The 24,980-nt window shown below is 58.4% G+C and carries 22 protein-coding genes and 3 pseudogenes; 15 read left to right on the top strand and 10 right to left on the bottom strand.

The window, feature by feature from the left end; genetic code table 11:
* Nucleotides 1–47 precede the first annotated feature (47 nt).
* From AB0N75_RS15185 to AB0N75_RS15220, 8 genes are all read left to right on the top strand, one after another.
* On the top strand, nucleotides 48–1,817 hold the full coding sequence (locus tag AB0N75_RS15185) for a dihydroxy-acid dehydratase (protein WP_364651592.1): 1,770 nt from the start codon (nucleotides 48–50) through the stop codon (nucleotides 1,815–1,817).
* Nucleotides 1,814–3,109, top strand: a complete 1,296-nt coding sequence (locus AB0N75_RS15190; protein WP_364651595.1) for an FAD-dependent oxidoreductase — start codon at nucleotides 1,814–1,816, stop codon at nucleotides 3,107–3,109. Before AB0N75_RS15185 ends, AB0N75_RS15190 begins: the two co-directional genes overlap by 4 nt.
* Nucleotides 3,106–4,392, top strand: coding sequence for an aconitase X catalytic domain-containing protein (locus tag AB0N75_RS15195; RefSeq protein ID WP_364651597.1), 1,287 nt, complete (start codon nucleotides 3,106–3,108; stop codon nucleotides 4,390–4,392). Before AB0N75_RS15190 ends, AB0N75_RS15195 begins: the two co-directional genes overlap by 4 nt.
* Complete coding sequence (locus AB0N75_RS15200) at nucleotides 4,389–4,832, top strand: DUF126 domain-containing protein (protein ID WP_364651600.1); 444 nt, start codon at nucleotides 4,389–4,391, stop codon at nucleotides 4,830–4,832. Before AB0N75_RS15195 ends, AB0N75_RS15200 begins: the two co-directional genes overlap by 4 nt.
* Nucleotides 4,833–4,981: 149 nt before the next feature.
* Complete coding sequence (locus AB0N75_RS15205; RefSeq protein ID WP_364651603.1) at nucleotides 4,982–5,932, top strand: ABC transporter substrate-binding protein; 951 nt, start codon at nucleotides 4,982–4,984, stop codon at nucleotides 5,930–5,932.
* Between the two features lie 108 nt (nucleotides 5,933–6,040).
* Nucleotides 6,041–6,799: an alpha/beta fold hydrolase gene (locus AB0N75_RS15210; protein ID WP_364651648.1), complete on the top strand. Its 759-nt coding sequence runs from the start codon at nucleotides 6,041–6,043 to the stop codon at nucleotides 6,797–6,799.
* Nucleotides 6,799–7,614 carry an SDR family NAD(P)-dependent oxidoreductase gene (locus AB0N75_RS15215; RefSeq protein ID WP_364651606.1) on the top strand — a complete coding sequence of 272 codons (816 nt, stop codon included), beginning with the start codon at nucleotides 6,799–6,801 and terminating at the stop codon, nucleotides 7,612–7,614. The genes AB0N75_RS15210 and AB0N75_RS15215 overlap by 1 nt, the downstream gene beginning before the upstream one ends.
* Nucleotides 7,615–8,609: 995 nt before the next feature.
* Nucleotides 8,610–9,362, top strand: coding sequence for a hypothetical protein (locus AB0N75_RS15220; protein WP_364651609.1), 753 nt, complete (start codon nucleotides 8,610–8,612; stop codon nucleotides 9,360–9,362).
* A gap of 306 nt (nucleotides 9,363–9,668) precedes the next feature.
* Here AB0N75_RS15220 and AB0N75_RS15225 read toward each other — a convergent pair whose 3' ends face one another.
* From AB0N75_RS15225 to AB0N75_RS15245, 5 genes and pseudogenes are all read right to left on the bottom strand, one after another.
* Entirely contained in the window at nucleotides 9,669–11,696 is a 2,028-nt protein-coding gene (locus AB0N75_RS15225) for a hypothetical protein (protein ID WP_364651612.1), read from the bottom strand.
* Between the two features lie 200 nt (nucleotides 11,697–11,896).
* Complete coding sequence (locus AB0N75_RS15230; protein ID WP_364651615.1) at nucleotides 11,897–12,172, bottom strand: hypothetical protein; 276 nt, start codon at nucleotides 12,170–12,172, stop codon at nucleotides 11,897–11,899.
* A 403-nt stretch (nucleotides 12,173–12,575) separates the two neighbouring features.
* Nucleotides 12,576–12,701, bottom strand: coding sequence for a hypothetical protein (locus AB0N75_RS15235; RefSeq protein ID WP_364651650.1), 126 nt, complete (start codon nucleotides 12,699–12,701; stop codon nucleotides 12,576–12,578).
* 73 nt (nucleotides 12,702–12,774) lie between these two features.
* A pseudogene (locus AB0N75_RS15240) lies at nucleotides 12,775–13,006 on the bottom strand (recombinase family protein); the annotation flags it as partial.
* Between the two features lie 159 nt (nucleotides 13,007–13,165).
* Nucleotides 13,166–13,381, bottom strand: a complete 216-nt coding sequence (locus AB0N75_RS15245) for a hypothetical protein (RefSeq protein WP_364651618.1) — start codon at nucleotides 13,379–13,381, stop codon at nucleotides 13,166–13,168.
* Between the two features lie 88 nt (nucleotides 13,382–13,469).
* On the opposite strand from AB0N75_RS15245, the gene AB0N75_RS15250 reads away from it, so the two are divergent.
* The 6 genes from AB0N75_RS15250 (at nucleotide 13,470) to AB0N75_RS15275 (ending at nucleotide 19,689) form a co-directional block, all read left to right on the top strand.
* The gene (locus tag AB0N75_RS15250; RefSeq protein WP_364651621.1) at nucleotides 13,470–13,604 is read left to right on the top strand and encodes a hypothetical protein; all 135 of its coding nucleotides are present in this window, start codon (nucleotides 13,470–13,472) and stop codon (nucleotides 13,602–13,604) included.
* A 164-nt stretch (nucleotides 13,605–13,768) separates the two neighbouring features.
* Nucleotides 13,769–14,083: a hypothetical protein gene (locus AB0N75_RS15255; protein WP_364651624.1), complete on the top strand. Its 315-nt coding sequence runs from the start codon at nucleotides 13,769–13,771 to the stop codon at nucleotides 14,081–14,083.
* A gap of 440 nt (nucleotides 14,084–14,523) precedes the next feature.
* Entirely contained in the window at nucleotides 14,524–15,267 is a 744-nt protein-coding gene (locus AB0N75_RS15260) for a hypothetical protein (RefSeq protein ID WP_364651626.1), read from the top strand.
* 1,089 nt (nucleotides 15,268–16,356) lie between these two features.
* On the top strand, nucleotides 16,357–17,418 hold the full coding sequence (locus tag AB0N75_RS15265; protein ID WP_364651628.1) for an ABC-three component system protein: 1,062 nt from the start codon (nucleotides 16,357–16,359) through the stop codon (nucleotides 17,416–17,418).
* Between the two features lies 1 nt (nucleotide 17,419).
* Nucleotides 17,420–17,890 (top strand): ABC-three component system middle component 2, encoded by a 471-nt coding sequence (locus AB0N75_RS15270; RefSeq protein WP_364651630.1) that lies wholly within the window; start codon nucleotides 17,420–17,422, stop codon nucleotides 17,888–17,890.
* Entirely contained in the window at nucleotides 17,872–19,689 is a 1,818-nt protein-coding gene (locus AB0N75_RS15275) for an AAA family ATPase (RefSeq protein ID WP_364651632.1), read from the top strand. The genes AB0N75_RS15270 and AB0N75_RS15275 overlap by 19 nt, the downstream gene beginning before the upstream one ends.
* A 310-nt stretch (nucleotides 19,690–19,999) precedes the next feature.
* Here the strand turns inward: AB0N75_RS15275 and AB0N75_RS15280 are convergent.
* Nucleotides 20,000–21,351, bottom strand: a pseudogene (locus AB0N75_RS15280) (ParB/RepB/Spo0J family partition protein).
* 466 nt (nucleotides 21,352–21,817) lie between these two features.
* On the opposite strand from AB0N75_RS15280, the gene AB0N75_RS15285 reads away from it, so the two are divergent.
* Complete coding sequence (locus tag AB0N75_RS15285) at nucleotides 21,818–21,940, top strand: hypothetical protein (protein WP_364651634.1); 123 nt, start codon at nucleotides 21,818–21,820, stop codon at nucleotides 21,938–21,940.
* Nucleotides 21,941–21,967: 27 nt separating this feature from the next.
* Here the strand turns inward: AB0N75_RS15285 and AB0N75_RS15290 are convergent, their stop codons facing one another.
* The 4 genes and pseudogenes from AB0N75_RS15290 to AB0N75_RS15305 all read right to left on the bottom strand — a co-directional run.
* Nucleotides 21,968–22,408, bottom strand: a complete 441-nt coding sequence (locus AB0N75_RS15290) for a hypothetical protein (RefSeq protein WP_364651636.1) — start codon at nucleotides 22,406–22,408, stop codon at nucleotides 21,968–21,970.
* 284 nt (nucleotides 22,409–22,692) lie between these two features.
* On the bottom strand, nucleotides 22,693–23,247 hold the full coding sequence (locus AB0N75_RS15295; RefSeq protein WP_364651638.1) for a hypothetical protein: 555 nt from the start codon (nucleotides 23,245–23,247) through the stop codon (nucleotides 22,693–22,695).
* Between the two features lie 136 nt (nucleotides 23,248–23,383).
* Entirely contained in the window at nucleotides 23,384–23,920 is a 537-nt protein-coding gene (locus AB0N75_RS15300; RefSeq protein WP_364651640.1) for a hypothetical protein, read from the bottom strand.
* 842 nt (nucleotides 23,921–24,762) lie between these two features.
* Nucleotides 24,763–24,980 (bottom strand): annotated as a pseudogene (locus AB0N75_RS15305) (hypothetical protein); the annotation flags it as partial.

The following is a 24,980-nucleotide window of genomic DNA, read 5'->3' on the forward strand; positions in this document are numbered from 1 at the left end:
TGCCAATTCCGCTCTTCGGAAAGGGTAGTTGTTACCCGCGTTGGACCGTGGAAGATTTCGATGTTGTGACCGACCAAACCATGCCTGACGCTCAGAGCGCACTCCGCAGCAACCTTCCCCGCACCAGTCCCCGCTGGTTTACTAGACGAACTCAGTGGCGCCAGTTGGGGCTCCGCGACGAGGATCTATCGAAGCCCAAAATCGCAGTCGTAAATTCGTCCTCCAAACTTTCCCCGTGTTTCTCACATCTGGATCCGATTGCCGATGCCGTCGTCAAGTCCATTGGAGAAGCAGGTGGCATTGGGTTCGAGATACGAACTGTTGCTCCGACAGATTTCATCATGAGCGCGGGCCATGAGGGAGGTTATGTCCTCTCCTCACGTGATCTCGTTTCCTTTGACATCGAAAGCGTCGTCGAGGGTGCCTCGCTCGACGGAATGGTGTGTCTGGCCTCCTGTGACAAGACCACACCTGGCCAACTCATGGCTGCGGCCAGAACCAACATTCCAACCCTCGTGATTTCATGTGGATTTCAGTCCTGTGGGTTGGGTAAAGACGGCACCGCTGTGGACATGGAAGAAGTCTTCATTAAGGCGGGGCACTTGGCCCGCGGCGGCGTAACCTTTGAGGAGATGTGCGACCTAAGCAATCGCGCGATCACGAGTCCTGGCGTCTGCACCGGCATGGGGACTGCAAACTCCATGCACCTCATGGCAGAAGCCCTCGGCATGACGCTGCCGGGCTACGCACCCGTCGCTGCCAATAGCGAAGATATGTGGAAGGCCGTTCTCGGATCCGGCCGCGCCATCGTTGACGCCGTCTTAGCCGATCGTCGACCCCGAGACATCCTGACACCGGAAGCGATCCGGAATGCAATCAGGGCCATCATTGCTGTCAGCGGTTCCATCAACTCAGTCAAGCACCTGTCCGCCATCGCGAAAGAGAGCGGGCTCGCGCTGGACGTTGCAGACGAGTTCTTACGCGCTTCCAGAGAAATCAAGCCCATAGCGGCCATTCGGCCAAACGGCCCCGCCAGTATCGAAGAATTTGTATCTGAAGGTGGCACCCTCGCGGTGCTGGCCGGCCTAGGCACCCTATTTGACCGAAGCACCAAAACAGTCACGGGCGCCTCATGGGAATCTCTCTTACAGCCATACGAGGACGCATCCTCCCGCACCATCATTTCCACTTTAGATAGTCCGAAAGCCGGCCACGCAACAATACAGGTCCTGAAAGGAAATCTCGCACCCCATTACGCAATAAGCAAACTCTCTGTCACCGAAGTACGGAAGCGATTCTTCCAAGGACCCGCGACCGTTTTCACGGGGGCCAACGATGCCATCGAAGCGATTAACAAGAGTGCCCTGGAAGCCGGCTCCGTTCTAGTTGTGCGCGGCCTCGGCCCAGTCGGCACCCCTGGAATGGGCATGGCCTCCAACGTGGTGTTTGCTCTGGACGGAGCAGGTCTAACTGACAAGGTCGCATTGGTGACGGACGGTCAATTCTCCGGCCTGGTCAACAAGGGCATCATCGTCGGCGAGGTGTCGCCGGAAGGAGTCGGCGCGACTCCGCTGGGACTCGTCCAAGACGGAGACACGATCACCATAGATCTCGAAAGTGGCGACCTGAAAGTGTCTGTTACTAGGGACGAAATGCGAGGCAGAGCAGCAAACAGAATCGCGTCGGTTCCGGATGATGCAGCGCCGCGATTGGACTGGCTACACCTTTTTGCTTCCACTTATGACCAGCGTTACCTCCCCTCAACCGCCGCCCTTCGGGCACCAGCCCAAGCTGCAACGCCAGGAGCGTCTGCATGACTTACGTTTCTGTTCGAACACTGCCGGCTGTTCGAAAACGGCCGCGGCAGACACCCGAAAAAATTACGGCAGAGGTATGCGTTGTGGGCGCAGGCATGGCCGGAATCGCAGCGGCTTTGACTCTGGCCGAACAAGGTCGGGATGTGGTGCTGGCTGACGCACTCCCGATCCTTGGAGGCCAAGCCGTCCACTCTCTAATCGGCCTCTTTTGCGGCGTATTCGGATCCGGCCCGGATTACCCGCTGCTGACCCAAACCATCTTCGCCGAGATGTTCTCCGATCTCGAGGGTACAGATGCCCTGTCCTTTAGATACGGGGACACGTTGTCAGTCCAGTATGACGAAGTGGTAGTTGGGCGGTGGTTGGAACGAAAGATCCAATCTTCTGGTGTCCGGCTGGCGCTAAACGCTGTTGCACACGACGTCGATGTCGTGGATGGACGGCTCCAGTCAGTAGATTTTGCGTCGCGCTACGGTGATCTGCAGGTCTCAGCTGCCGGGTTCGTCGACGCTACCGGCGACGCCACTTTGACATGGCTTGCTGGATTCGGATGTCACCTACCGGATCGAGAGATCTACGGCTCACAGCAGTTCCGCATGACAGGAATTGCGGCATCCGGAGCACCTTCAAGGGAAGACGTTTCTGCTGCCCTTCGTGCCCATGGGGACAGATACGGGTTGAGGCGCAGGGAAGGAATTCCGTTCTACTTCCCCGACACTGATCATGCCGTCATCAACATGACCCATGTTCCGTCACCATTAAACGTGGCGGCGGTCGGAACCAGCTATCTAGAGGGTAAAGACGAAGCCGATCGCGTGGCCCAATTCCTGCGCGATACGTTTCCTGAGGCATTCTCGGGTGCCCGAATCGCGACCTACGGGTTGCCGGGCCGGCGACAGACACGCTGGATTGAAGCACAGCACTCGTTGACGTCCCAGGAAGTGGTCAAAGGAGTACGCTTCGCTGATGCGGTCGCTCGGACGGCGTGGCCGATAGAGCTGCATGATCGTGCTGACTCCCATCGGTGGGAGGTCTTTGAACCTGGGCATGTGCACTATGTTCCCCTGGGTTGCATGATCCCGCGCGGCGCCGAAAACCTGATCGCCGCTGGTCGATGTGTGGACGGGGATCCGGCAGCGCTTTCGTCCATCCGCGTGCTTGGTCCTTGTGCCGCCATGGGGGCAGGAGCCGCCCATGCTCTTGATCTGACGCTTGGCAACAGCATTAACTCGATCAACCTGAGGGAACTGGCAGCCCGCGTTCAGGACAATGTCGGAAGCAGGCCGGCATGAAGCTGACTGAAATAGAAAAGGCCATGCGGGATGGTAGAGAAGGGGAAGCCGTTGCTGCGGCTATGGACTTGCTGATCAGGTACGGGGTCGCGCTGGGTGCAGACCGGCTCGTTCAGACCCGGAATGTTGCAGGAACCATGACCCAGCCGTCTCCAGTGCGCACCCGGCTGGTCGAGGAAGGCGGCTGGGCGAAGTCCTTCGCCGTAACCAATCTTGACTGCGACCGCGTTATTGAAATTCCACGGATGAAGGTCCCCACCTGTCAGGTCCAGCACGGCATGGCCCGTGACGCTTTGGGGCTCAGCAAATACCGGGAGGAGACCATCGAGTTGCAGGAAGGGGCTGAGTCCTACTTCACTGAAAGGGGAATCAGAGTCCTCGCAACATGTACTCCATACCAAGTCGGAAACCGACCCGCGTTTGGAGAACATTGCGCCTGGATGGAATCTTCAGCTGTTGTCTACTGCAACTCGGTCCTAGGTGCGCGGACAAACTGCGAAGGGACTGCATCCGCCGGTGCGGCAGCACTGACCGGAAGAATCCCGTACTGGGGTAACCACTTGGACGAGAATCGGTTGGGAAACCGGTGGATCAGCGTGGAAACCGAGGTCGATTCCTTCCTGGAATGGGGACTGCTAGGGTACTTCGTCGGGGAGATGGTCGGGGAACAGCGCCCTGTCATAACAGGTCGGGTCCACAAGCCCTCTGATGCTGATCTCAAACACTTCGGAGCTGCTGCCGCGACGGGCGGTGGTGTTGAGATATTCCACATACCGGGCTTGACACCAGAGGCACCGACATTCGAGGCAGCCTTTGGGCAACAGGCTCCTCGATCCCCGGATTTCACCTACACCAAAGCTGAACGCAACAGGATCTACCAGCTCCTGAACAACCAAGGGCAGCAGCGGGACGTGGACTTCATACTCCTCGGCTGCCCACATGCGTCCATTGAGCAGTTAGAGGTCGTTGGAAGCCTTTTAGCCGGTAAACGCGTTCATGCGGATGCCCGGGTTTGGATCATGGTCCCGAGAGACCTCCGCCGGATAGCTGATGAACGTGGACTGACTCAGCAAATCAGGGGAGCCGGTGCCAGCATATTGACCGATTCCTGCCCGGCGATGTCCCGCGTCGCGCCCGAGGGAACCAAAGTTTTCGCCACGGACTCAGTCAAACAGGCGAACTATCTCCCGGGGATGCTCGGAATTGAGGGCTGGCTAGGCACCACCGAAGACTGCATCAACGCTGCGATCACCGGCAAATGGAAGGCAGGCGCATCAGTATGACCGTCGTACTCGTGGGCAGGGGACTTGTGCCGGGCGTCGTTGAGGCAGAGGCCCTGGTGACAAACGAACCCATCTCGGGGTGGGGCGGAATCGACCCGGAAAGTGGGAAGATCATCGACACGCACCACGAGCTACGAGGGGCAGTGTTTACCGGGAAGGTACTCGTCTTTCCCTCGGCAAAGGGATCCTCCGGCTGGTCGGGGTTCTTCCAGGCCACCCGTCTGAACGGTACCGCTCCGGCAGGTCTGGTATTCAATGTCGTTTCCACAAAGTCCGCACTCGGCGCTGTCGTCACGCGGGTACCTACGGTTGCCTCCTTCGGCTACTCTCCGGCCGAACGCATCCGAACTGGAGACCTCGTCCGAGTGGATGGAGGAACGGGAACCGTCACAGTGCTCGAAACGGCGGCCGAATCCAGCAATTCAGACCTGTATCGCTGACGACTTCCACTATGCGGGAGGCGACCTTCCGTACGTGCAGAATCGTTGAAAAGATCAAGCTATTCGTAGGCATTAATTTGCTTAATTTGCATTACTGACAAGAAAGTGACCTTGAAGTGAAAAGGAATTCTCGAATCACACTCGGTGCGATGATGACAGTGGCTGTCGCCTTGGTAGCATCGGGGTGCTCCACTGGGGCGAGCGCGGACAAGACCGATGAGGGCTTGACTCCGGTGTCACTTATCGCAGTGCCCGTAATCGACCTAGCTGCGATTCAAATCGGCATTGAAGAAGGATACTTCGAAGATGCGGGACTGGATCTTACAGTCGACTATGCAGCAGGGCAGGCCCTGGTCCCCGGCGTATCCTCGGGGCAGTACAATTTCGGGTTCACCAGTACTCCATCATTGCTCCAGGCCCGAGGCAAGGGGTTGCCTTTGGTGGCAGTTTCCGAATCAGTACGCTCCACCGGAAACGTCGAGGAAGACCACGGGGGAATTTTTGTAGCCGGCGATAGTGACATGGAATCTGCTAAGGACTTAGAAGGCAAGACCGTTGCCGTGAATCAAGTGGAGAACTTGCACCAGATTCTCACCGAGATCTCGATCGAGAAGGCCGGAGGTGACCCTGAGAAGGTCGAATTTATTGAGATAGCATTTTCCGAGATGCCCGCCGCACTCGCCCGCAAGCAAGTGGATGCGGTTGCAACGAGCGAACCGTTTACGACCATTGTGTCGGAAGAAGGAAACAAGAGGATTGCTTCTCAATTCGTCGACGCCGATCCTGACTTTATTGCTGGAGCATACTTCAGCACCGAATCATTTGTCGCCGAGAACGGCGACATTGCAGCACAGTTCAAAGCGGCTGTTGATAAGTCACTCAACTTCGCGCAGGAAAACCCCGATCGGGTGCGAGCAGCGGTTACCGAGATCACCGATATCGAACAGGCTCTCGTTGACAAGTTGATTCTGCCCAAGTTTGCCTCTGACTTTCCCACCGAGCCGATTCAGAATTTTGCTGGAATGATGCTCGATGCCGGTGTCGTGCAAGAGCCTATCGATGTCCAAGGATTGATGGCCTTCGTCGAGAGCCAGCGTTAGGCCAGACGGTTGGGGCCGGCGGAACGCATCCACCGGCCCCAAAAAGCACCCTGTTTCAAGATTAGGAATTCGTAAACATTGAACCAACCGCGTACCCAAACCTTGCTCTTGCTCAATTCCTTCGGCACCTCAGCTAGCATGTGGAGGGATCTCAGAGCTGCACTTCCGCTAGGGCTTCAGATAGTTGATACCGAGCTTCCGGGTCATGGACCAGCCGCGACTTGCACCGGCCAAGTCAGTCACAAACGCGCTGTTGAATCGTACACTCAGCTTGCGATTTCTCTGGCGGAGACCAGCGACGTACACATCTGCGGAGTTTCTTGGGGCGGGGCGTTGGCGATATCGATTGCTGCCGCCGCTCCGGAAAGTGTCGCATCCGTGACTGCTATCAATGCGCCGTTACGGCAACCGAACCCCGAGTTCTGGACGGAGCGGGCACGTCATGTGGAAGAAATCGGGTTAGCGGACGTTGCCAAGGTGACACCCACCAAATGGTTCAGCGATACCTTCCGCCTTTCCAATCCGGACCGTGTCGCCGAATTGCAGCACGAACTCGCGTCTATGGATCCCCAGGGGTATGCATCGGCTGCCCGTGCTTTGTCTGGTCTCGACATCGAAGATGACGCACGTTCAGTGAAAGTGCCTTCACTTGTGGTGGCGAGCACGAATGACCGGGCGGTCGATTCCGAGAATAGTCAAAGGCTTGCCCAGCTTCTGGGCGCAGAGACACGACTCCATCACGACGCCGGCCATCTCCTTCCTGTCGAGATTCCGGAATGGCTCGGCAAGCATCTGACTCAGTTTATTGACCAAGGGCCAGTAACCGGATTTTCCCTCCACCAAGTCTCTGAAACGGAGAATCAGTAATGGCCGCCTCAAGACGCCTAGTCCTCGTTACCGGCGCAGCCAGCGGGATCGGACGTGCCCTCGCAATGGCTGCGGCAGCAGAGGGTGAGGATTTGCTTTTGCTAGACAAAGACGGTCCGGAGCTGGAGCGACTCTCGAACGCATTGAGCCAATACGACTCAGACGTCACATGCTGTGAACTGGACATCACCGATCGTGCTCAAGTCGAGGCAGCGATGCGGCCCATAAAACGACTCGACGTTGCCTACCTTAACGCCGGGATTTTTGCCGGCGGAAACATGCTCGGGGAACACGGTCAGATCGACACACTGGATCCGGATGTTTGGCATCGTGTAATCGATGTAAATCTGCATGGGTTCTTTAACACTCTCCAGGTGTCTACTTCAATCATGAAGTCCGCCGGCACCGGCAGCATCGTCGTGACCGCCTCTACATCTGGAATGCGCGCCGAACCGCTGGCAAGTTATCCCTATGTTGCATCCAAGGCTGCAGTGATCGCACTGGTACGCCAGGCAGCGCTTGAGCTGGCAGGATTTGGCGTACGTATCAACGCCTTTGCTCCCGGACCTGTTCGTACTAACATCAGCGGCAGCAATGGGATGGACCCAACGAAGCAAGCAACGTGGGACAACACTATTCCCATAGGTCGATTCGCTGAACCTGACGAATTAGTGCCTTTGGCGCGGCTATTGGCAGCTCCGGAGTCCTCCTACATCACAGGAAGCATCATGGTGGCAGACGGAGGAGCAGGTTCTTTGACTCAGGTTCCCGCGTCGGCGCTACCCTCCGCGGACATTGGGAGTAGATTTCGCTAGTCTCTGCCGACGGTGCCTGACGATTGTCGTGTGCCGATTGTCGTGTGGCGGAACGAAATTAGTCGGCGGCGTGTCCGGGTCTGAGCGATGCCCCGGATCGGGGACCAGCACCCGGCCAGTTGACCCAAGGTGCACCCGCCTTAGACGGGCCCATCCGCCCCCTCTTGACGGTTTGTACTAGGAGACATACGGGAAGTCTGCAGTCCTGCGTCGTCGACTCCACACCCGCGCTTTGGACGAGATGCAAATTTTCTCACAAGGCGGTCCTTTACCGCGATACCTTCCCGCGACTCCCCGCCGAGAAAACTCCCATCAAAAGCTGGTGTCCCGGATTCGCGTATACCCCGCCTGCAAAACTGTCCCGCAGGGGTGCCTCAAGCGCCTCTCTATTGGAGAGGCCGGCCTCGGCGGTTCCACATGTCTGGCCTCAGGCCGCTCGCCGCGTGCCTCAGAACGGGCACGGTGGCGGCATACGTTCCCCTTAGACTTTATTGGCCCCTAGCAGCCGCCTGATTGCGTAGGCACTGGCCATAACGTCGCGCTCGACAATGAAGCTGCTCCTTTTAGTCCAGCGATTCTGCAATGACGTCTGTTCGATACGGTTCGCAACCCGTAGTAGCTCATCCCGCCAAGGAATTGAGTCGGAGATCATTTCAGCATCCTATGGGACAGCGACCCGACGGAGTCTTCACCTATGGAAGACACCTATGGACCGGGCGAGCCTCTGCCCTACACAGCTCCGCCGGACAAACTGTTCCCGGATGGGCGATTTCACCGCAGCTAATTAACAGTAGAATCAGCGGTCATAACTGACATAAGCGGTTTAGCAGGGCGGCTAAACATACGTCCGGCAGGATGGTGCTTGGGAGTACAAGGTTACCCGCTTGAAGCGACGAGACGCTCAAGCGTTCGGCTGCCCGACACCGCCGATGTAGCCCTATCATCACAAAAGAAACGTAACCGAGAAGCTATTCCTCTTCCAGACATGAAAGAACATGATGACCAAGATTGGTACTAAAGCAGCCTCGCTCGTCGCAGTTGCCGGATTAGTGGTTTCGTGTAGTGGCGAGGTGGGCAGGAGCTCCCCGGCGGGGGCCGCGCCGCATGAAGTCGCTCAATCAGCCAGCCCTCATCCTTCCGCCGTTCCCTCATCAAGTCCCTATACATCGAAGGCGGCCACCGCGACCCCAGCGGTCAGCGATGCTGACTGGAAGGAAGGTGCCAAGCGAATGGTGCCGCGCACGGCTAAAGATATCAACGTGGATACCAACGCACCATTCAAGCTGGTATTCGACGACAGCGTCGAAGGTGCTGTTGTTTCCCTGGAACAATTCCTTAATACGCTTATGTCCGAAATGGTCAACCACTACGACGAGCGCGAGCATGAGGCAGAGGACCTCGCTGAAGAAACAGACCTTCTCGAGGAGCAACTCCGCTTCTCCTTCGCCTACATTGATCAAGATACGTTAGGTTTGGAGAAGACCAACGATCTCCTGAACGAGTACGCCGTGAACCTATTCTGGGCTGGAAACCTGGCCCCTGGCGCCTTTGTCAGTCTTGTCAAGGACGGTGTGACCATGCAGCCAGATGGTTCGGTGCTGATCACGGAGGACAAGATCTTCCTGACAGATGGTGATGACTTTGAAGATTTTGACGACGATGGCGGGACGATTCGGATGACGTTTGATTCGAACATGCAAATATGGAAGATCACTGACTTCAACCTATACGGTCCCATCGGTGAGTAGCAGGTGCCCTACGCTTTAGCTGGTGATGGGACGACCATAGGCTCTGCTCGAAGGGCTGCCTTCCACCGCTGACCTCCACTTGGTGCCTTCGAGAGCTGACCAAGAGGCAGCGCGGATTGGCTTTGTACAGCAAATCGAATCCTGAGAGTTCAGGAGGAAAATGACATCAGCCAGCGGCGCAAGGACAATTTGCTCTCTAGCAGATCGTCAAATCGCGTCTATGTGAAGGTACAGACTTACAACAGCCGTTCGACGTGTTCGCTATATCTGGCGATAAGCCCGGAAACGCATATCCACGGGCGGAAATTATTGTGCCCACTTCAAAGAACGCAACATACGCGATAGTGCTTCGTATTCATAGCTCTCCATGTAAGCCTCCAAGCGCTTCCGGCCACTGAGCAATGGATCAACTGAAGGCAGTTGTTCCTCAGCAGAAATGTACCGACCAAAGAACCCTCCGCTCAGCTCGGTGAAGCCAAACGAACTAAACAACATAGATCGGGTATCGTCACCCTCCCCGGGGTTGAACCCTGTCACCGAAACCATGGCGTCCCATCCGTCGGGAAGTTCCAATGCTTCAAATTTGACATGGTTCTCTTCGCCATTCCCAGCGATATTATGTAGGGACGATTCACTTCGATCCAACTCATGATAGCGGTGTCGATCGGGCGAGCCGCCAAAACCTTCAATGATTCCGGTCCGCATTTCTGCCACCAGCCTGCCATCCTCGTCATGGACATCAAGGTTGACTCCGGAGGTCTCGTCTGGATCATTTGACTGGGCAGTCCTTGGGGTGACTGCCCATTCCATTGGGTGATCAAAAGTAAGCTTGCCGTCGTCGGTGGTGTACTGGGTCCACAACCGGTCCATGAACTCCCTATGGTAGCCCGCCCCTGGAAAGATGGAGAGCCTGGGGTCTGTTTGGCCTGGGGTCAAATCAGCTGCGGCGTTCATGGCCGTAACAGTGATCTCTGCGACCGCTACGATCCGAAAAACTTGATTGATTAACTTTCCCGTGGCACTCCGAATCCTTTTGAGGTCATCAGAATCAATGAGCTTGTTCTTGAATTCAAGATACTTGTCGGGCACGGCCTCGTTCAAGGGCAGAGAAAGGCAATTCACCACGGTGAGGAGCTGCGCGCCAGTCATTTCGGTTTTCTCGGTAGTCCACGAGTTGGAGCCACCCTCGACTTCCACGGGATTGACTGAGGTAGCTATACAGTCGTTAAGCTGCATGACCAGAGAGAGCCATGTGAACATTTTCGTTACTGAGGTCGCGGTTCCTTCGGGTATGTCGCGAACGGCACCGTACTCTATGAGCCCGAATCCGATTCCCGCTAGAGCCAGCCACACGTTCGTGTCCAAGGCCAGCAACTGTCCGTCGCCGGCGTCAATCTCCTTCCAATTCTCCAAAATATTCTCTTTGGTGAAGTGAAACTCGCGCGTGACCAACGGGCTGACTGGGTAGGGCGCCCACCCGGAGAAGGCAGGATCATTTGATCTCAGGAGAGCGGCGATCGCAGCTTCATCGTGGATGAATTCCTGCCAGTTGATCCATGTACCTGATTGAATCTCTTCACTGTCGATGCTGTATTCCGGGATAACTGCGGAGCGGAAGAACCCAGCGTAGTTTCGGTTGAGCGCCGCCTTGATAACCAGTACGTCTGGGTTGTCGGAGGCACTACCCGAACACCACAGGACGGGATTGTTCAGATGGTCCATGAAAGTCGGTGCCGCCCATTCCGGCACATCCCCTTCGCACTGAGGCTGCGTCGCGTGAGTGCCAAGAAGCTGCCCTATTCCGTTGAACAGCTTTGATTGTGCCTCGCCGTCCCAATTGAGCAGGGAAGCCCAGACATCTCCAACTGCGTCGATAATGCTGTACTTCGAGAAGTGTTCGATGGTCGCGGTTAGCGTGCGTCTGTCGGCCGAGACCGAGGTCGCGATTGGATCCCACAGGCCTGATTCCTCGTCAAAGTGTGCTATGAAGGACTTCCCCTTGCCAGGAATTGGCGTGTTGCGGGTAAAGCTAATCGTCGCCCCGGTGGCGGGGAACGTTCCCGCCGAAAGTGTCAGGTCGACGATTCCAGAGACTTCCAGTGACTCAATACCCTCTAACGAGGTCTCCTCCGTGACACGTTTGGGCTCGATCTCTGCTTGAAGTTCCGGGTGACCTGGGAATGAAACCGCGACGTCCGTGCCCTCCTGCGTAACGGCGCGCGCGACACCCACCTCGTTCTTATTGGGCGCCGGTGTGCAGGACGAAACGGAAAGAGCGAAAACAATTGCGACTATGACTGCCCGTGCGCTACGGCCGGCTACGTAGATCTTCATCTAAATTTCCCATGCTGTCTGTTCAAAATTTGGAGCCCTGACGTGTGGGCCGGACAACCCACGAGAGGATCGACAGAGTAAAGCAAGAGAGCCCGCAGCTTGGGCTGACGGCCCGGCTCCTTCAGGTGAAGTCCGTCTAGGATGCAACGACCGCGTCGTTCTGATGCACGCTCAGAAGGCGGGACCTGTCGGATCCCTCGCTAGTAAGCAATTTTCTTGTAGACGGAGCGGCAAAGCAGGGCGAGTCCAAGAGCTACAACCGCAACGAGGAACCAGCTCAGTTCTCCACCAGCGTTCAGGGCGATCAGAACCGAGAGAACGGTTATCCCAAGACAAAGTAAGCCCAAGCCTCCAAGAACGAACCGTCCAAGCGAGGCGAAGAAAGCACCAGGATTGAGAAATGCCCTCCATATGCCGCCCAACAGAATCACGACGAGGAAGCCAATAATAATGAAATGCAATGTTGCCCCCAACAAGAATGAAGTAGATCTGGCAAAATATATAACGTTTCACCGACCTACACCAACCCTCGTCAGCTCAACGTCGGCACGAGGTCGAGGTAGCGGCCTGAGCTGTCACTACTAGTGACGATCCGCCCTTGTACGGACAGTTGTTCCAGTTGAAACCTGAGGGCTCCCAGTGGCTGGTAGTAGCCATCAGCGGCGCCAACCTCGGCGCCCGTGGTGCTCCCTTGACGTTGCTTGCTTATATTGTGACGGGCGGTTCGGTCAGTCAGCGTCCATGTTCAGACAGCGGGTGGACGGTGACGCGGCTGGCGCCGATGATCCTGCCGATGTCGGCGGGTTGAGGCCCTGAACCTTCAACTAGCGGGCGCGTTTCACCTTCCGGTCTGTGCGGTGACCTCCCGGTGACCTCCGGCTACCAGGCCCGCCGCCCGTGAACGGCGGCCGCGGCCAGCCCTGCCCTGCCCTTGGTCCGTTCGGCCAACTGGTCGAGTTCGAGTTGGGCGAAGGCGGACATCACCGTGAACATGGCCCAGCCCACGGCACCAGTTAATTGTGCTGATGCCCTCAGTCATGGACCGGAAGTGCACGCCCCGCCCCTCCAGATCATCAATCAGAGCCAGCAGGTTCCCAGTATTGCGGCCCAGCCGGTCCAGCTTCCAGACCACCACTTCGTCCTTCCCACAGGTGGTCGAGCATCCGGTCCAGTCCCGGGCGGGTGTCCCGTATGCCGCTGACCCGTGAGTCGGCAAAGATCCGCTTGCAGCCGGCAGCATTATGCGCCGTGTCCTGCAGGTCCGCATTCTGGTCTAGGGTGCTGACCCAGGCGTACCCGATGCTTGCCACACCGCCTCCCGAAGTCTCATCAAAGCTCTGATTTCCTTTTCATGAGAAAAACAGAGGTGAGACATATTGATGAGACATAACAGGTCCGGAAGATCGGGCTCTGGTGGATCGGGAGGTGGGTCCGCAGGTTCGGCCCAGCAAACGGTCGTTAGTTGAGACTTAGGTTGGTGTCTTCAGATCAGCAAGCGCCATCAAGAAGATGGCGGCAAACGCGGCCAGGCAGCACGCCCCGACAACGCTCACAACGAGCATTGCCTTTCGCTGCCGCCCTAGCGCTTCCCCGTCCCACTTAGCCGGTGCGGCCAGGGCGTACGCGGACGACATGCCAACCAAAACCAATCCGATGACTAAAAGGATCAGTGCCTGCGGGTGCATGGACTCATCCTTGCATCCTGTAGATGCGGCGCCTTGGCTCTCGCATCTAACTGACAGGTACCCCCACTGCTCACTGCATAGAGTGAGTATGTTCGAGAAACCGGCCAACATCGCCGCTGTCATCCTGTTCCTGTCCGACGCAACCCCTGAGCAGATGCTTGCCCTGCTCCTGGTCTGCCTGCTCTCCCACGATCGGGGGAAGCGCAACGACGGGGCCGCATAGGCCGGTTACCTAGCGACGGCCTCGCCGTCTGGAATCCTGTCCCCATGAATAGCCGTCATTTCCCAGCGCTCGGACGCTGGGCTTCAGTTGCCTTACTGGCTTGCCTATTCCTGGCAGGGTGCGCTGCCCCTCCGGTCGATCCTGAGGCGATAAGACAGGCCGAAATGGAAAAGCGGGAATCTTGGGCAGCCGAAGCTGCTGCAGCCATTCCTGACTCCGTACGGGAAGCAACCAAAGCAACATGCACTGCTGATCTGGAACGCAAGGCGGATGCTTCCACCGGCCAGCGTGAACACACGCTTGAGTCAGTGGAGTTTGAAGGTGAAGTGTCGGAATACAACATACGCCACAAGCCGCTGGCCCATGAAGTAAACGTTCGGTACATCCTGCAAATGGTCAGCAGTGGGGACACCTTGAAGTACCTGGAGAAGTGCCGCGTCCGTGCAGACGGTCAGGGTATTGACTGGCTGCCTGCATAACCACCGCTGACCCCCCGAGGGGGTACCCATCGATCCGTTTTTGTGGCCTACCGGTGATAATAGCCGCCCAAAATCTGTACGGGATAGAAAGTGCCAGATTCACCCTGCGGATTTACCGACGTTCCCGTTTCGGGCTCGAGTTTTTCGGTACGGGATGGATAGCCACGGGTGACGCCTAAACGGCGCGTTTCGCGTCGCGTGCCTGGGCTTGACGGACTGGTCGACATCCTCATTCGCGGTGGCCATCAACAGCGCATCCGTGACCGCGCCCAGCAGGAAGCCGGCGACCTTGTCTAGATCCCAGGGGCGAAGCATGTCCGTTAGCCATTAGGATGAGCTGCTTGCACTACCAGCTCAACTTGCCTACAGAATTCTGTTCCGTTGAGGGGCAGAGTGCAGCCGCTGGGTGGCCGGGACGTGACCATGCCTAACATCGACTCATGACGAAACGGGAAATCTTCATGGTCTTGAGCGCAGAGGACAATCTCCCGCGCGGCAATGTTTGGAAAATCACTGCTAAGAATACCGATTTCTATCTAGACTTCGAAGGAATCCACGGGGGTGTCTTTCACCTTTCCGCCCACGGACCCAACAATCGTTTCGACGGACACCGGTTCCACGTCAAGCGCGATCGAAAGGCGGTACAGGAAGCCAGGGATCACGGCTATTTTGTCGGTGACCAATTGGGCAGGGGGCATAAGTTCGACGGCGCGCAGTTAGCAGAGGATGCTTTTTTAATTGCTCGATTGCGTTGGAATTGGGATCTTCAACGACCTCGGTTCCGGGACGCTGCCCTTACCGCGACACCAATCCCTGAGTTAAGCGCCGGTAGACACGGCAGCATGTTAAATACCCAGCTCCAGCCAAATAGTGCATGGGATGTCGACTTGGTCGTTTCCTATGGCGGCCCTTTTTGGCCAGACGCTAAAAGTTCTGCCCGCGACAATTCTCGTCTCGGTCCGCTAGTCAACAGTTCCGGCATGTGGCTAACAGCGACCTCCTATCACCGCCCGCTCGCCACATATCCGACCCCCGAGGATCTTCGATTGCCGGTTCCTCGACGCGAGGAAACTCCACAATCAATCCTGATTGCTGGGCCTGGGCCGGGAGGAGCAAAGGACATCTACTGGTTCGTGGAAGGCATCACAACGCGTGCCCTACTGACAACCTCGGATCCCGCCTAGAGGTGTTGCAGGTCGGTCCGGGCACTTCCTGGCAGGATTGCCGCGGCTGGCGGAGCGCATGACGTCTGGCAGTGCCGAGCGGTTAGGGCCCTGATCCAGAGCAAATTCCCGGACCGCTCATGGGGCCGGTGATCTAAGTGCCCCCACAAAAATGCTCACGCAGGGCCGGATGGCACTGGCCCAAGCTCGGGCTCAAGCCTGCGTCTATCGGAGTGCTGATGGGCGGTCACGGAGCACAGCACAGGGCTACCATCGAGTTCTGCAAAGTCCATCTGCAGTTGCCGTCCATCCGCCTCAGCCGTTACGTTCCAAGTCCGTCCGCGGCTGTGGCCATGGACGAGGTATCGCGTGGACCCTCCGAGCTGGCACGCGATCTCGTCCAGAAACTGCTGTACCTGTTCAGTTCTCATTTCGATCGTCTCCCCTAACCGATCATTCACAAACAGCGGTAAGCAATCTTGGTCACTTTGCTCGGGTCGTGGCAAGAGGATCAGAGTTCGCACTCTTCATAGCCAGATGTCCCGGCCTCGTGTGGGTAATGATGGGGCAAGCCCCTTACGTCATGTCTGGAGGGCCGAAGGGAGCCATATTGGCAGACTGGTTTCAGTGCCCGCTCCAAGCAGCGCCCCGGCGTTCCCCCAACTGCCGGTGCGGCGCGCGAAGGCACCCAGCGAGAGGAACAGCCCGGCAAGCCCCCAACCGCGGGGCTGTTCTACCGCCTTAACGGCTTCAGGGGATGTCATCCTCGTCCGCCGGCAGAGGCTGGTCAAAAAACGACCTGTCCGAAGATCTCACCTCAGTTCATAGCGGACACGGGTGTTGAGTTCACAATCGCCGGTTCCTCCCCGGAATCACTAGTACAGAAGGCCGAGCTCCAAAAAGGGTCGTTTGTGACGCAATTTCTAGGGCCAGAGCCCGGCGAAGGCGACTAAGTCCTAGGAGTCCGTCACCCTGTTGCCAGGAAGACACGGAATTTGGCTCCTAGCCATTTCTACGAGTCCGAGGCAATAGTCTGGGCAGAGTTAAAGCCGAATTTATAGTTGGGGATAAAGCGTCGTGCCTTCTGAGCCTTCTGGTACCTACGACCTAGTGGATTTACCGGACCCTGGACCTGATACGTACTCTCTGGGCGTTTCGGGTCCTACACTGCTGCCTCGCCAGTACATCGCATTCTTCTCGCCATCAGACTGGGAGGAGTTTGTCTACGAGTGGGCTCGGGCTCTCGACGGTTACCTTCAGGTACAAATGCCAGGAGGAAGCGGCGACCGCGGCCTGGATGTCGTTGGACTACTGACGGAGGCCGGCACTGACGGGCAATGGGATTGTTTTCAGTGCAAGCACTACAGCAGAGCGCTGAAACCCGGGGACGCTTATCCGGAAATGTACAAAGTGATTGCTGGCGTCACGGACGGTGTTTATGCCCTTCCGCGGCGATACCGGTTTCTAGCCCCCCACGGCTGCGGTCCAACACTCACGAGGCTACTCAATTCACCGTCCAAACTCAGGGAGGGCTTCCTTGGTTGGCTTGAGGGAAGTTCTAGCCCTCTTCATGATGCCGACTCCGACCGGCGGGCGCGCATTCGTGCCACTGCTCTTGGAGTCGATTACAGCCTCTTCAAGGCTGAGGACCTGGAGGACGTTTTGGTCGTGCATCGGCGTTCACCCAACCATGTACTCCGGTTCGGGACCCAACCCATCACCCGACCGCGTGAGTTGGCGCAGACCCCCTCGGAGGTGGATCTGAGCCGTGAGGCTGTTTATGTCAAGAAGTTGGTGGAGGTCTATAACGAGCGACACGGAACAGCTTGGAAAAATGAAGCGGAGATCTCGGATGCTTCGTCTCGCGAACACTTCAAACGTGCGCGGGAGGCTTTCTTCAGCGCCGAAGACCTAAGGGGAAGCGCAAGAGATCAGGTGCCGGCGGAAGTGTTCAGCGACCTCCAACAAGACATGTATGACGGCGTTGTGGACATCGAACAGATGGAACACCCCAACGGAATGAGCCGACTCTCCAAAGTCACCGAGAAAGCATCAACGGTCCCTCTGGATTCAAGCCCACTGATTAGGATCATCCGCCCGCGCGACCGGACGGGGCTTTGCCACCAGCTAGCCAACGATGATCGACTCAACTGGATAGGTCAGGACTCTTAGCATGCTCCTCTTCAACGGGCCTGTAGAGGTCGGGATCCGAGCGGTGATCCTCCTCAACGCAGTGTTTCCTCAATCGCTCGATCTGAATCGAATCACCATTTTGGACCACTGGACCTTACACAGTGGCATGATCAGTGATCTCCCAAGTGTTCATCCAGACCGGGCTAACTCACTCGGCGAACTCGGGTTGAAAAGAGGCTCTATCGAGCAGGGCCTTCAACTAATGCGTAGCGCCGGCATGGTGTCCTTCATCGCTTCTGCAGAGGGACTTTCGTATCGCGCAACCGAAGAGGCTGCAGGCTTTCTTGGACTCATGGAGGCTCCCATGGTCGCTGCACTGGGGACACGCGCAGAATGGGCAGCAAATCATTTCGCCGAGCTCACTGATACGCAGGCCCACCAGTGGATGCTATCGCCGCTGCATGGTGTCGAAGATCCAGGAAAAGGAAACGTATGGCCTCCCCTCGCATGAAGCTCCGGCACCTTACCTTCCTTGGGCGAGGTGTGGATCCGGCAAGTATCGACTTCAATGAGCGCCTTACGGCGATAGTAGGACCCTCCGACACCGGTAAGTCATTCATTCTCGACAGCATCAACTATGCGCTCGGTGGCAAGGAACTCCGCAGCATCCCCGAAGTCGAGGGCTACACCCATCTACTGCTGGGTTTCAGTGTCGACGGAACAATAGCCACGTTGCTTCGCCCACTCAACGGTGGGAAGTTCGAGCTCTATAACAGTGACGTGAGGGACTTTCCTACATCGCCCGCGGACCGAGTGCTGAAACCAGTACACAACGCAGAGAAGGAGGACAACCTTTCTAATTATCTGCTTACGGAGCTAGGCTTCGGCGGCCGCAGAGTCCGGACGAATGAAAGAAATACCACCCGCGGGTTGAGCTTCCGGGACCTCGTTCAGCTATGTGTGATCTCCGAGGGGAGCATTCAGGCGGAGGCGGCGCCAGCCCTCACCGGGCAGCGCACGAGTGCGACTGTTGAAAAGTCAGTGCTGAAGCTTTTGCTGGAGGACGAGGACGACGCCGCTCTGGTTGAGGCTCCATCCCAGGCCGAAGAAAAGCTGAGCCGCGGCAAGTCTGCCCTTTTGGATCAGATTGTGGCGAAGCTTTCCAGCGAGATCTCCGATCTACCCAGCGATGCCAGCCAACAGCTCATCCGCCTGAACGCCTCAATCGCCGAGCACTACGATTCCATCCAAGAGAAGATCGCGGAGCGCGATGCGGTTCTCAATGAGCGCGAGATCATTAGAGCTGATCTGTCACGACATGAGGAAAGGTTCGCAGAACTGGAGGAGCTTGCGGCCCGATTTGGCTTGTTGAGCAACCAGTACCACTCTGACATTCAGCGTCTGGAAATGGTTGCCGAAGGTGGCACCCTTCTGGGCCTTTTCGAGCCCGAGATTTGCATGCTGTGCGGGGCACAAAAAGAGCACCAGCAGCACGGCCCAGGTGATATTTCCGGGCCCGAAATGCTCAGGGAGGCAGCCGTCGCAGAGATGGCAAAGACCGCGGGACTATTGCTCGACCTTGAAGCAACTATTGAGTCAATGGTTTCCGAGAAGCGGGACACTCAGCAAACTATCTACGCCGCTAGGCAAACCGTTGGGGAACTCGGAGTCAGGGTTTCTGAGCTCGATAGAAATTTGTCTCCGAAGAAGAAGGACCTCCTCGAGCTAACCGCTGCCAAGAGCAGAATCGAGCGCGCGCTTTCCGCACAGGAGCAGATACGAAGCGTTGAGAGCCTGCGTAGCACGATCGAACTCGATGCGATGAAGCCGGCGGGAAGTGCAGGGTCAGGTAACGATGAAGCGAAGCGTGAACTTGCGGCCTTGATCGCCGAGATCCTAAACAGCTGGGGTATGGCAGGAACCAATACAGCACGCTTGGATGAAAATGCTGAGCTGATCGTAGATGGGCGGCCCCGGAGCTCAAGGGGTAAGGGAACCAGGGCGCTGCTCCATTCCGCATTTTCACTCGCCCTGGCCACCTTCTGTATGCGCAGAGAACAGCCGCATCCAGGGTTCGTAGTACTCGATTCCCCTTTGGTCACCTACCGACAACCGGATCCAGGTGAAGATGAAACCATCCCTTCTTCCGTCTCCGATTCCTTTTACCGCTATCTGGCAACGGAGTTCGAAGGGCAAGCTATCGTCCTGGAAAACCAAGACCCTCCCGCAGACGTCTCTGGAGACACAACCATCATCACGTTTACAAAGAGGGAAGGCCAAGGGAGATACGGGCTGTTGGGACTGCCGTAACCCATGGTCAAACGACGACCGGGCCGACACTGTGTGTCGGCCCGGTCTGGTTTTCCCTCTGCAAAGGAAATCTGTGTTTCAGCGTAGCTGAATTATTGGTGGCTGCCACAGGTTGGGGAACGTCGTTGTTCCTGGTCACGCGGTGGATTGGTTCTTGCGCTTGTGTCGCGTTGAGTGGCGGTCCGCCCTGGTGAGTGGCTATTGTGTCTTGGCCTGGCGGCGGACCGCCCCACTTTTGGGAGGTTCCGGGCCTGCCTATGGCCGGGGGTGCCTTGCCGGGCAGTTTTGTCGCCGCCCGGCAAGGTTTGTCCTAGGCGGCGTCGGTGGTGGTCTCTTTGCCGCTGTCGATGATGATCTGTTCGGTCTCGGAGGCGGTGTAGCCCCAGGTGACCAGCTGCTTGAGGTAGTCGCGGTGGCTTTGGTGCGGTGAGCGCCATGAGTCCTTGGCGATCGTCTTTTCGTATCCTGCGCAGATCAGTGCGATCAGCGAGACCTCGGGCCGGGAAGTGGTGTTGGCGACGTGGTCGCGGAGGGGGTTCCAGCCCCAGCGCCCATTCTTGTCGTCGGTCTTGGCTCCGATCATGTCTGCGGCGACTTCGCCCTGGTAGCCGCTGGCGGTTTCGGGGTGGTGTGTGATGGCGTGGACTGTGAAGTACTGCCAGCCCTTGGGCGCCTGCTTCCGCGCCAGAAGGTTCTTCACAAACTCCCGGCGGACCACCGTCGCGGATTCCATGGCCTTGTTATTGGCGATCAGAATCTTGCGTTCTGTTTCCGTTCCTCGGTCATGGGGCCGGACTGTGCCTGACGTCCGCCGTCGTAGCGTTCGTGGCGCGGGGTGAAGCCGAGTTCCTTCCACCCGTTGATGACCGGTTTGGCGGAGTGGTTGCCTTGCCAGTCGCGCTGGATGACGTAGGCGTTGGCGTCGTCCGCGGTGGCCGGTTCACCGTCGGCCCGGTTCGCGGCCGAGACGTACAGGGCGCCTTCGTCGGCGTAGTGGCCCGCGTCCTCCACGATGGTCTTGCCCTGGCCTTCAAGTTCGGCGATCAGCGCGGCGCGGGCGGCGGCGATGTCCCGCTTGTCCCGCAGGCGCTGGGTGACGTGCCGGAGCATGTCGGGTTCGTCGGCGAGGACTGATTCCAGTTCCTCGGTCGCGTCGGGGTCGTCTTCAAATTCGGCCAGAATCAGGGCTTCTTCGATGGTGCATCCCCGGCCCAGGGCGGCGTCCCCGGCGGTGGTGGACTTGGCTTTCAGCGCGTCCTCAACGTTGATCTTGGTCCGCCCGGTTTTCTTGGCGATCTGCGCCGCCGACACCCCGATCAGGGAGAGCTGGTGGTAGGCCTCGGCCTCGTCGGCCTCGGTCAGCGCGGAGCGTTGGATGTTCTCCACCACCTGGGTGACGATGCGTTCTGCTTCCTCGGGGCTTTCGGTGATCATGACGGGGATCTCGGGGCGTTCGGCTTCGACGGCGGCGCGGGTGCGGCGCTGTCCCATCAGGACGTGCACGGTGCCGTCATCCTTGCGGTGTGCGATCACGGGCTCGAGCACGCCGTGTTCCTTGATGCTGGCCACGAAGGCGGGGGTGAGCGCGGCGTCCTTGCGGACGTTGATGTCGATGGTCAGGGTCTTGGGGTCGAGCATTTCCAGCGTGGGTGTGGTGTTCATGGTGTTGCTCCTTTTGCAGAGGATTCCGGTGGTGGGACGGCCAGTGGTGACCGGCCAGCTTCCCCTCTCCCCCGTTGTTTTTTGGCTGCTGGCGGAGCTTGCGGAGCTGTGCCCGACGGAAGGCCCGTCTACCCGCAAGGGCAAAGGGCGGGAAATTCCTGGAGGAAATAAGCGAGGCACGAGCGCCGGAAGGAAATTCACGCCCCTGCAGGCCCCGACGAAGGAGGGGCTAGACGGGGTGGAGCGGGCACATACGATCCGAAGGACAGCAGCCAAAAAACGTCGAAGACGTGAAAACAGGTCCAGGGAGGGCGGAGCTCTGCGGAGCCGGCACTGGACCCAACAGCCGGCCGCGCCAGCGGACGCCCACCAGGGCGAAGCGCAGCAAAGACCCAGGGCTTTTAGGAGCCAGACATTCGCTTTCGGCCTCACCTACGCGATCGCGTGGGGCGTCCTCATCTGGGCCGTGCTCGCGATCTTCGACCTGCCCGGCGCAGTCGCCGTTGCCTTCGTCGTTCCGGCAGTCATGCTGCTCCGCCCGATCGGCCGCTGGACGGGAATCCACGTCCTAGGCGAAGGAGCGTCCTAGACAGCAGCAGGGGCACAGGTCCCCATTTCACTGCGACGGGGTGTCTCCTTGGCGCATGAGGATCAGCCCCTCATGGGTGACGGTGGACCCGATGATCGCCCCGCTTCGGTCAAGGAAGGAGACGTCGACATTGCCCAGTGTGGTGAACTGCACGCGATCACCGGACGGGGATGGAATGTGCTCAAAGAGCCCGCCCAGTCCGTCCAGGGCTTGAAGGATCGTCCGGTCATAGGGGTATCGGTGCAGCACGGCCGCCGACTGTGGCCGCTGGTAGCCTGGGCGTTCGCCGACGCCGACCTGCCGAATCGGGGTCAACCATGCCAGCGCGCCCGTCAGTGGGTGGTTAGTGTCGCCGTCGAGGAAGACGAGCTCGATGCTGGCGGTCCGTGGTCGCAGGGACTGCATCCACTGTCGCTGGGCGTCCCGGTCAAAGCCGGCGAGAACGTCGAACTCCTCATGCTGACTCATGGGTGATCGCGTCCTTTCGGTCCGGGCCGCTGGGCAGCGGTCTATCCCACCCTAACGGCGAGGTGGCGCAGACTTGATCGTGGTAGCCGGTCTCAAGAACGGCGCCGGTCGCAAACACTCCCGAGACTCTCCAGGGCTGAAAGTACTGGCTGCTACAAAATTTTAAAAAGCGTGGCCGGAGCATATTTTCCTGCAGCTATTCGCAGACTCCAATACGCCGGCCCCACTATTTTTTGCAACGGATTTGCACGGGAGTACTCGGGAATTTTGACCGCTGGTTCCGGCTACTGGCCGAACGGCTCGGCGTCTGAAAAAGCGTCCGGGCGCTCGGCGAGCTTTTCTTTGAACGCCGCATCGAACAGCTCGCTGCCCTGCTCACCGAAATAAATGTCATCGGCCCGCACTTCCAAATCCTCCTGGGCGGGCAGTGTCGACGGGTCTTCGAAATCGATGCCGCTTGCCTCCGACGCAACGGATTCGACCCCGTCAGACAGGGCGTCCAGGCCGAACCACCGGTATCCGGCAACCGCGGCAGTAAGTTCGCGGGGCTCAAGCACCTGAATGCCGTGCAGCAGGCCGCCGTTCTGTGCGACGTTGTCCAGCATGAGCAGGTCATACAGCGCCCGGTCCCCTTCACCCCGCGGTCCCTTGTAGTCATAGTCCAGCGCGCGATTCCAAATTTCGTCAGCATGCAAGGTGCGGGACCCTTCTCGTGTCGCGATTGGCGTTGCATGCCCTTCGGTCTGCGATGGAGGGCCCGCGGTGCATCCTGCCAGAAACACCGCCGCAGTCATCAGAGGCACAAGCGTCGTTCGTTGCATCTTCACTTTCAGTTCCATTTAGGCAGTTGCCAACCACTGGTGCGTTGAAATCGATACCGGGGCGGCAATTTGCCCGCCGCAACGAAACTTATCTTGCCACGATGAATGGGTGAAATAATGCGGCAGCCGTCGGCTCGGGCTGCCGCATCAAGAGTCATCGCCAGGGGATCTTTGTGCGCACCCGTTCAATTTCCTGGAGGGCCTGCCCGGAGTTGACGGGAATTCCCCACCTGTCCGTCCAGTGCCAGAATCGTTCCGCTTCATGGAGCAGTTCTCGGCAGAAGGTGACCGGCTCGACGCGGGTCTTGGTGCTGCCGGCCGTCATGATCGCTCCCCCTTGGACGGATTCCAGCCCAATATGAAGCGGCTGGTCGGGAAAGAGGCCATTTCCCCGGCCCGTCGACAAGTAACCGTCAACCACGGCTGACAGGCAGCACCAGACGCCGCAAAGGTCGCCCCAGTCGGGGACGCCGAGAATCGGGATCTCGTTCCAAGTCAGAGTCACGACGCCATCGTTGTACGTGAAGCGGTGCCTCACCCCGGTTCTCAGCCACGCATCTGCCGCAGCTTCGTCGTCTGAATACAAGTCCAACATGTACTTTCCAGGATTCCCGGCGAAGTCCTCAACGTCCTCCACCGGTCGCACCAGCAGGCCGGTCGTACTGTGGAGTTGCCGTGTTTCCGGGGTCATGCTCCACCCTTCTTGGCTCGTTGATCTACAACCGCCGGCCTCTTCGCAATGCAGACTAAAAGGCTCGGACGACAAAACAGCCACGCCGCGTGGCCGCACAAGGAATTCCTCTGCGCGAGGATATCGTGTCGACGGGCTGCAGGAGAGGGCAAATGGGCACGGCACTATGTAGGGGGAATCACTAACACCAAGTAAGGTACTCATTTTATGCTTCGCCACCCACCTGGAAATTGGTCTGCTCAGGGGGTAAGTCAGGTATGTAAGACGGACGGCGCCTTGGTGTACTTAGACAGCAGGTTGTTGACAGGCTCCGACGAAGGAGGGGCTGGACGGGGTGGAGCGGGCACGTACGATCCGAAGGACAGCAGCCAAAAACGTTAGACACAACAGGTTCAGGGACGGCGGAGCTCTGCGGAGCCGGCACTGGACCCAACAGCCGGCCGAGCCAGCGGACGCCCACCAGGGCGTAGCGCAGCGAAGACCCAGGGCTTTCAGGCGCCCGGGTTATGCCCATTGGCGGGCAGGTGGAGCCCTCCGCCACAGCTCAAAGCTGTCCCCACTGGGTATAACCCGGGTCCTCGAAGCGTTTATCTACGGCACTCTTTCTCCCGGGGAATGGGTCACCGATGCCGGATCCAGCTCCGGTCTGGCCCTCAGGAAGCTACGGCGTACCGGAAGGATGTCCCGGACATCGCGGTGCCGGCCGAAATCGACGACGAGCGGTTCCACCAGGGTCAGCTCGGTTTCGCCGGAGTCGGCATTGAACCGCCGGCCTCATGCTTGTGCCCACCGACGCCGATAACGGCGCATATGTAGTCAGTCAGCGACTAATGACATGGACGCTACTGCTGTGGTGGTGACAGCCGCATGAGTGCGCGGTACATCTGTGGCTTGGTGGGTGGGTCCGGCAGGGGTTTGGCCGCCGCCGCGGCGAAGGACTGCAGGAGGTAGCCCAGGAGCCGGCGCCAGGCTTCCGGGGCTGCATCGCGGGTGGCGGTGACCACGCCCGCGTTGGCCATGAGGATGAGCGGCACGTCCTGGTGGGCGAAGTCCCGCCGCA

Origin of the sequence: Arthrobacter sp. NPDC089319 (assembly GCF_040684925.1) — a bacterium.
Lineage (GTDB): Bacteria > Actinomycetota > Actinomycetes > Actinomycetales > Micrococcaceae > Crystallibacter.

Bases quoted from the DNA above. Each gene is read 5' to 3' on its own strand.
- AB0N75_RS15190 (WP_364651595.1), top strand. From the start codon at position 1,814: ATGACTTACGTTTCTGTTCGAACACTGCCGGCTGTTCGAAAACGGCCG.
- AB0N75_RS15195 (WP_364651597.1), top strand. From the start codon at position 3,106: ATGAAGCTGACTGAAATAGAAAAGGCCATGCGGGATGGTAGAGAAGGG.
- AB0N75_RS15200 (WP_364651600.1), top strand. From the start codon at position 4,389: ATGACCGTCGTACTCGTGGGCAGGGGACTTGTGCCGGGCGTCGTTGAG.
- AB0N75_RS15205 (WP_364651603.1), top strand. From the start codon at position 4,982: ATGATGACAGTGGCTGTCGCCTTGGTAGCATCGGGGTGCTCCACTGGG.
- AB0N75_RS15215 (WP_364651606.1), top strand. From the start codon at position 6,799: ATGGCCGCCTCAAGACGCCTAGTCCTCGTTACCGGCGCAGCCAGCGGG.
- AB0N75_RS15220 (WP_364651609.1), top strand. From the start codon at position 8,610: ATGATGACCAAGATTGGTACTAAAGCAGCCTCGCTCGTCGCAGTTGCC.
- AB0N75_RS15225 (WP_364651612.1), bottom strand. From the start codon at position 11,696: ATGAAGATCTACGTAGCCGGCCGTAGCGCACGGGCAGTCATAGTCGCA.
- AB0N75_RS15245 (WP_364651618.1), bottom strand. From the start codon at position 13,381: ATGCACCCGCAGGCACTGATCCTTTTAGTCATCGGATTGGTTTTGGTT.
- AB0N75_RS15250 (WP_364651621.1), top strand. From the start codon at position 13,470: ATGTTCGAGAAACCGGCCAACATCGCCGCTGTCATCCTGTTCCTGTCC.
- AB0N75_RS15255 (WP_364651624.1), top strand. From the start codon at position 13,769: ATGGAAAAGCGGGAATCTTGGGCAGCCGAAGCTGCTGCAGCCATTCCT.
- AB0N75_RS15260 (WP_364651626.1), top strand. From the start codon at position 14,524: ATGACGAAACGGGAAATCTTCATGGTCTTGAGCGCAGAGGACAATCTC.
- AB0N75_RS15270 (WP_364651630.1), top strand. From the start codon at position 17,420: ATGCTCCTCTTCAACGGGCCTGTAGAGGTCGGGATCCGAGCGGTGATC.
- AB0N75_RS15275 (WP_364651632.1), top strand. From the start codon at position 17,872: ATGGCCTCCCCTCGCATGAAGCTCCGGCACCTTACCTTCCTTGGGCGA.
- AB0N75_RS15290 (WP_364651636.1), bottom strand. From the start codon at position 22,408: ATGAGTCAGCATGAGGAGTTCGACGTTCTCGCCGGCTTTGACCGGGAC.
- AB0N75_RS15295 (WP_364651638.1), bottom strand. From the start codon at position 23,247: ATGGAACTGAAAGTGAAGATGCAACGAACGACGCTTGTGCCTCTGATG.
- AB0N75_RS15300 (WP_364651640.1), bottom strand. From the start codon at position 23,920: ATGACCCCGGAAACACGGCAACTCCACAGTACGACCGGCCTGCTGGTG.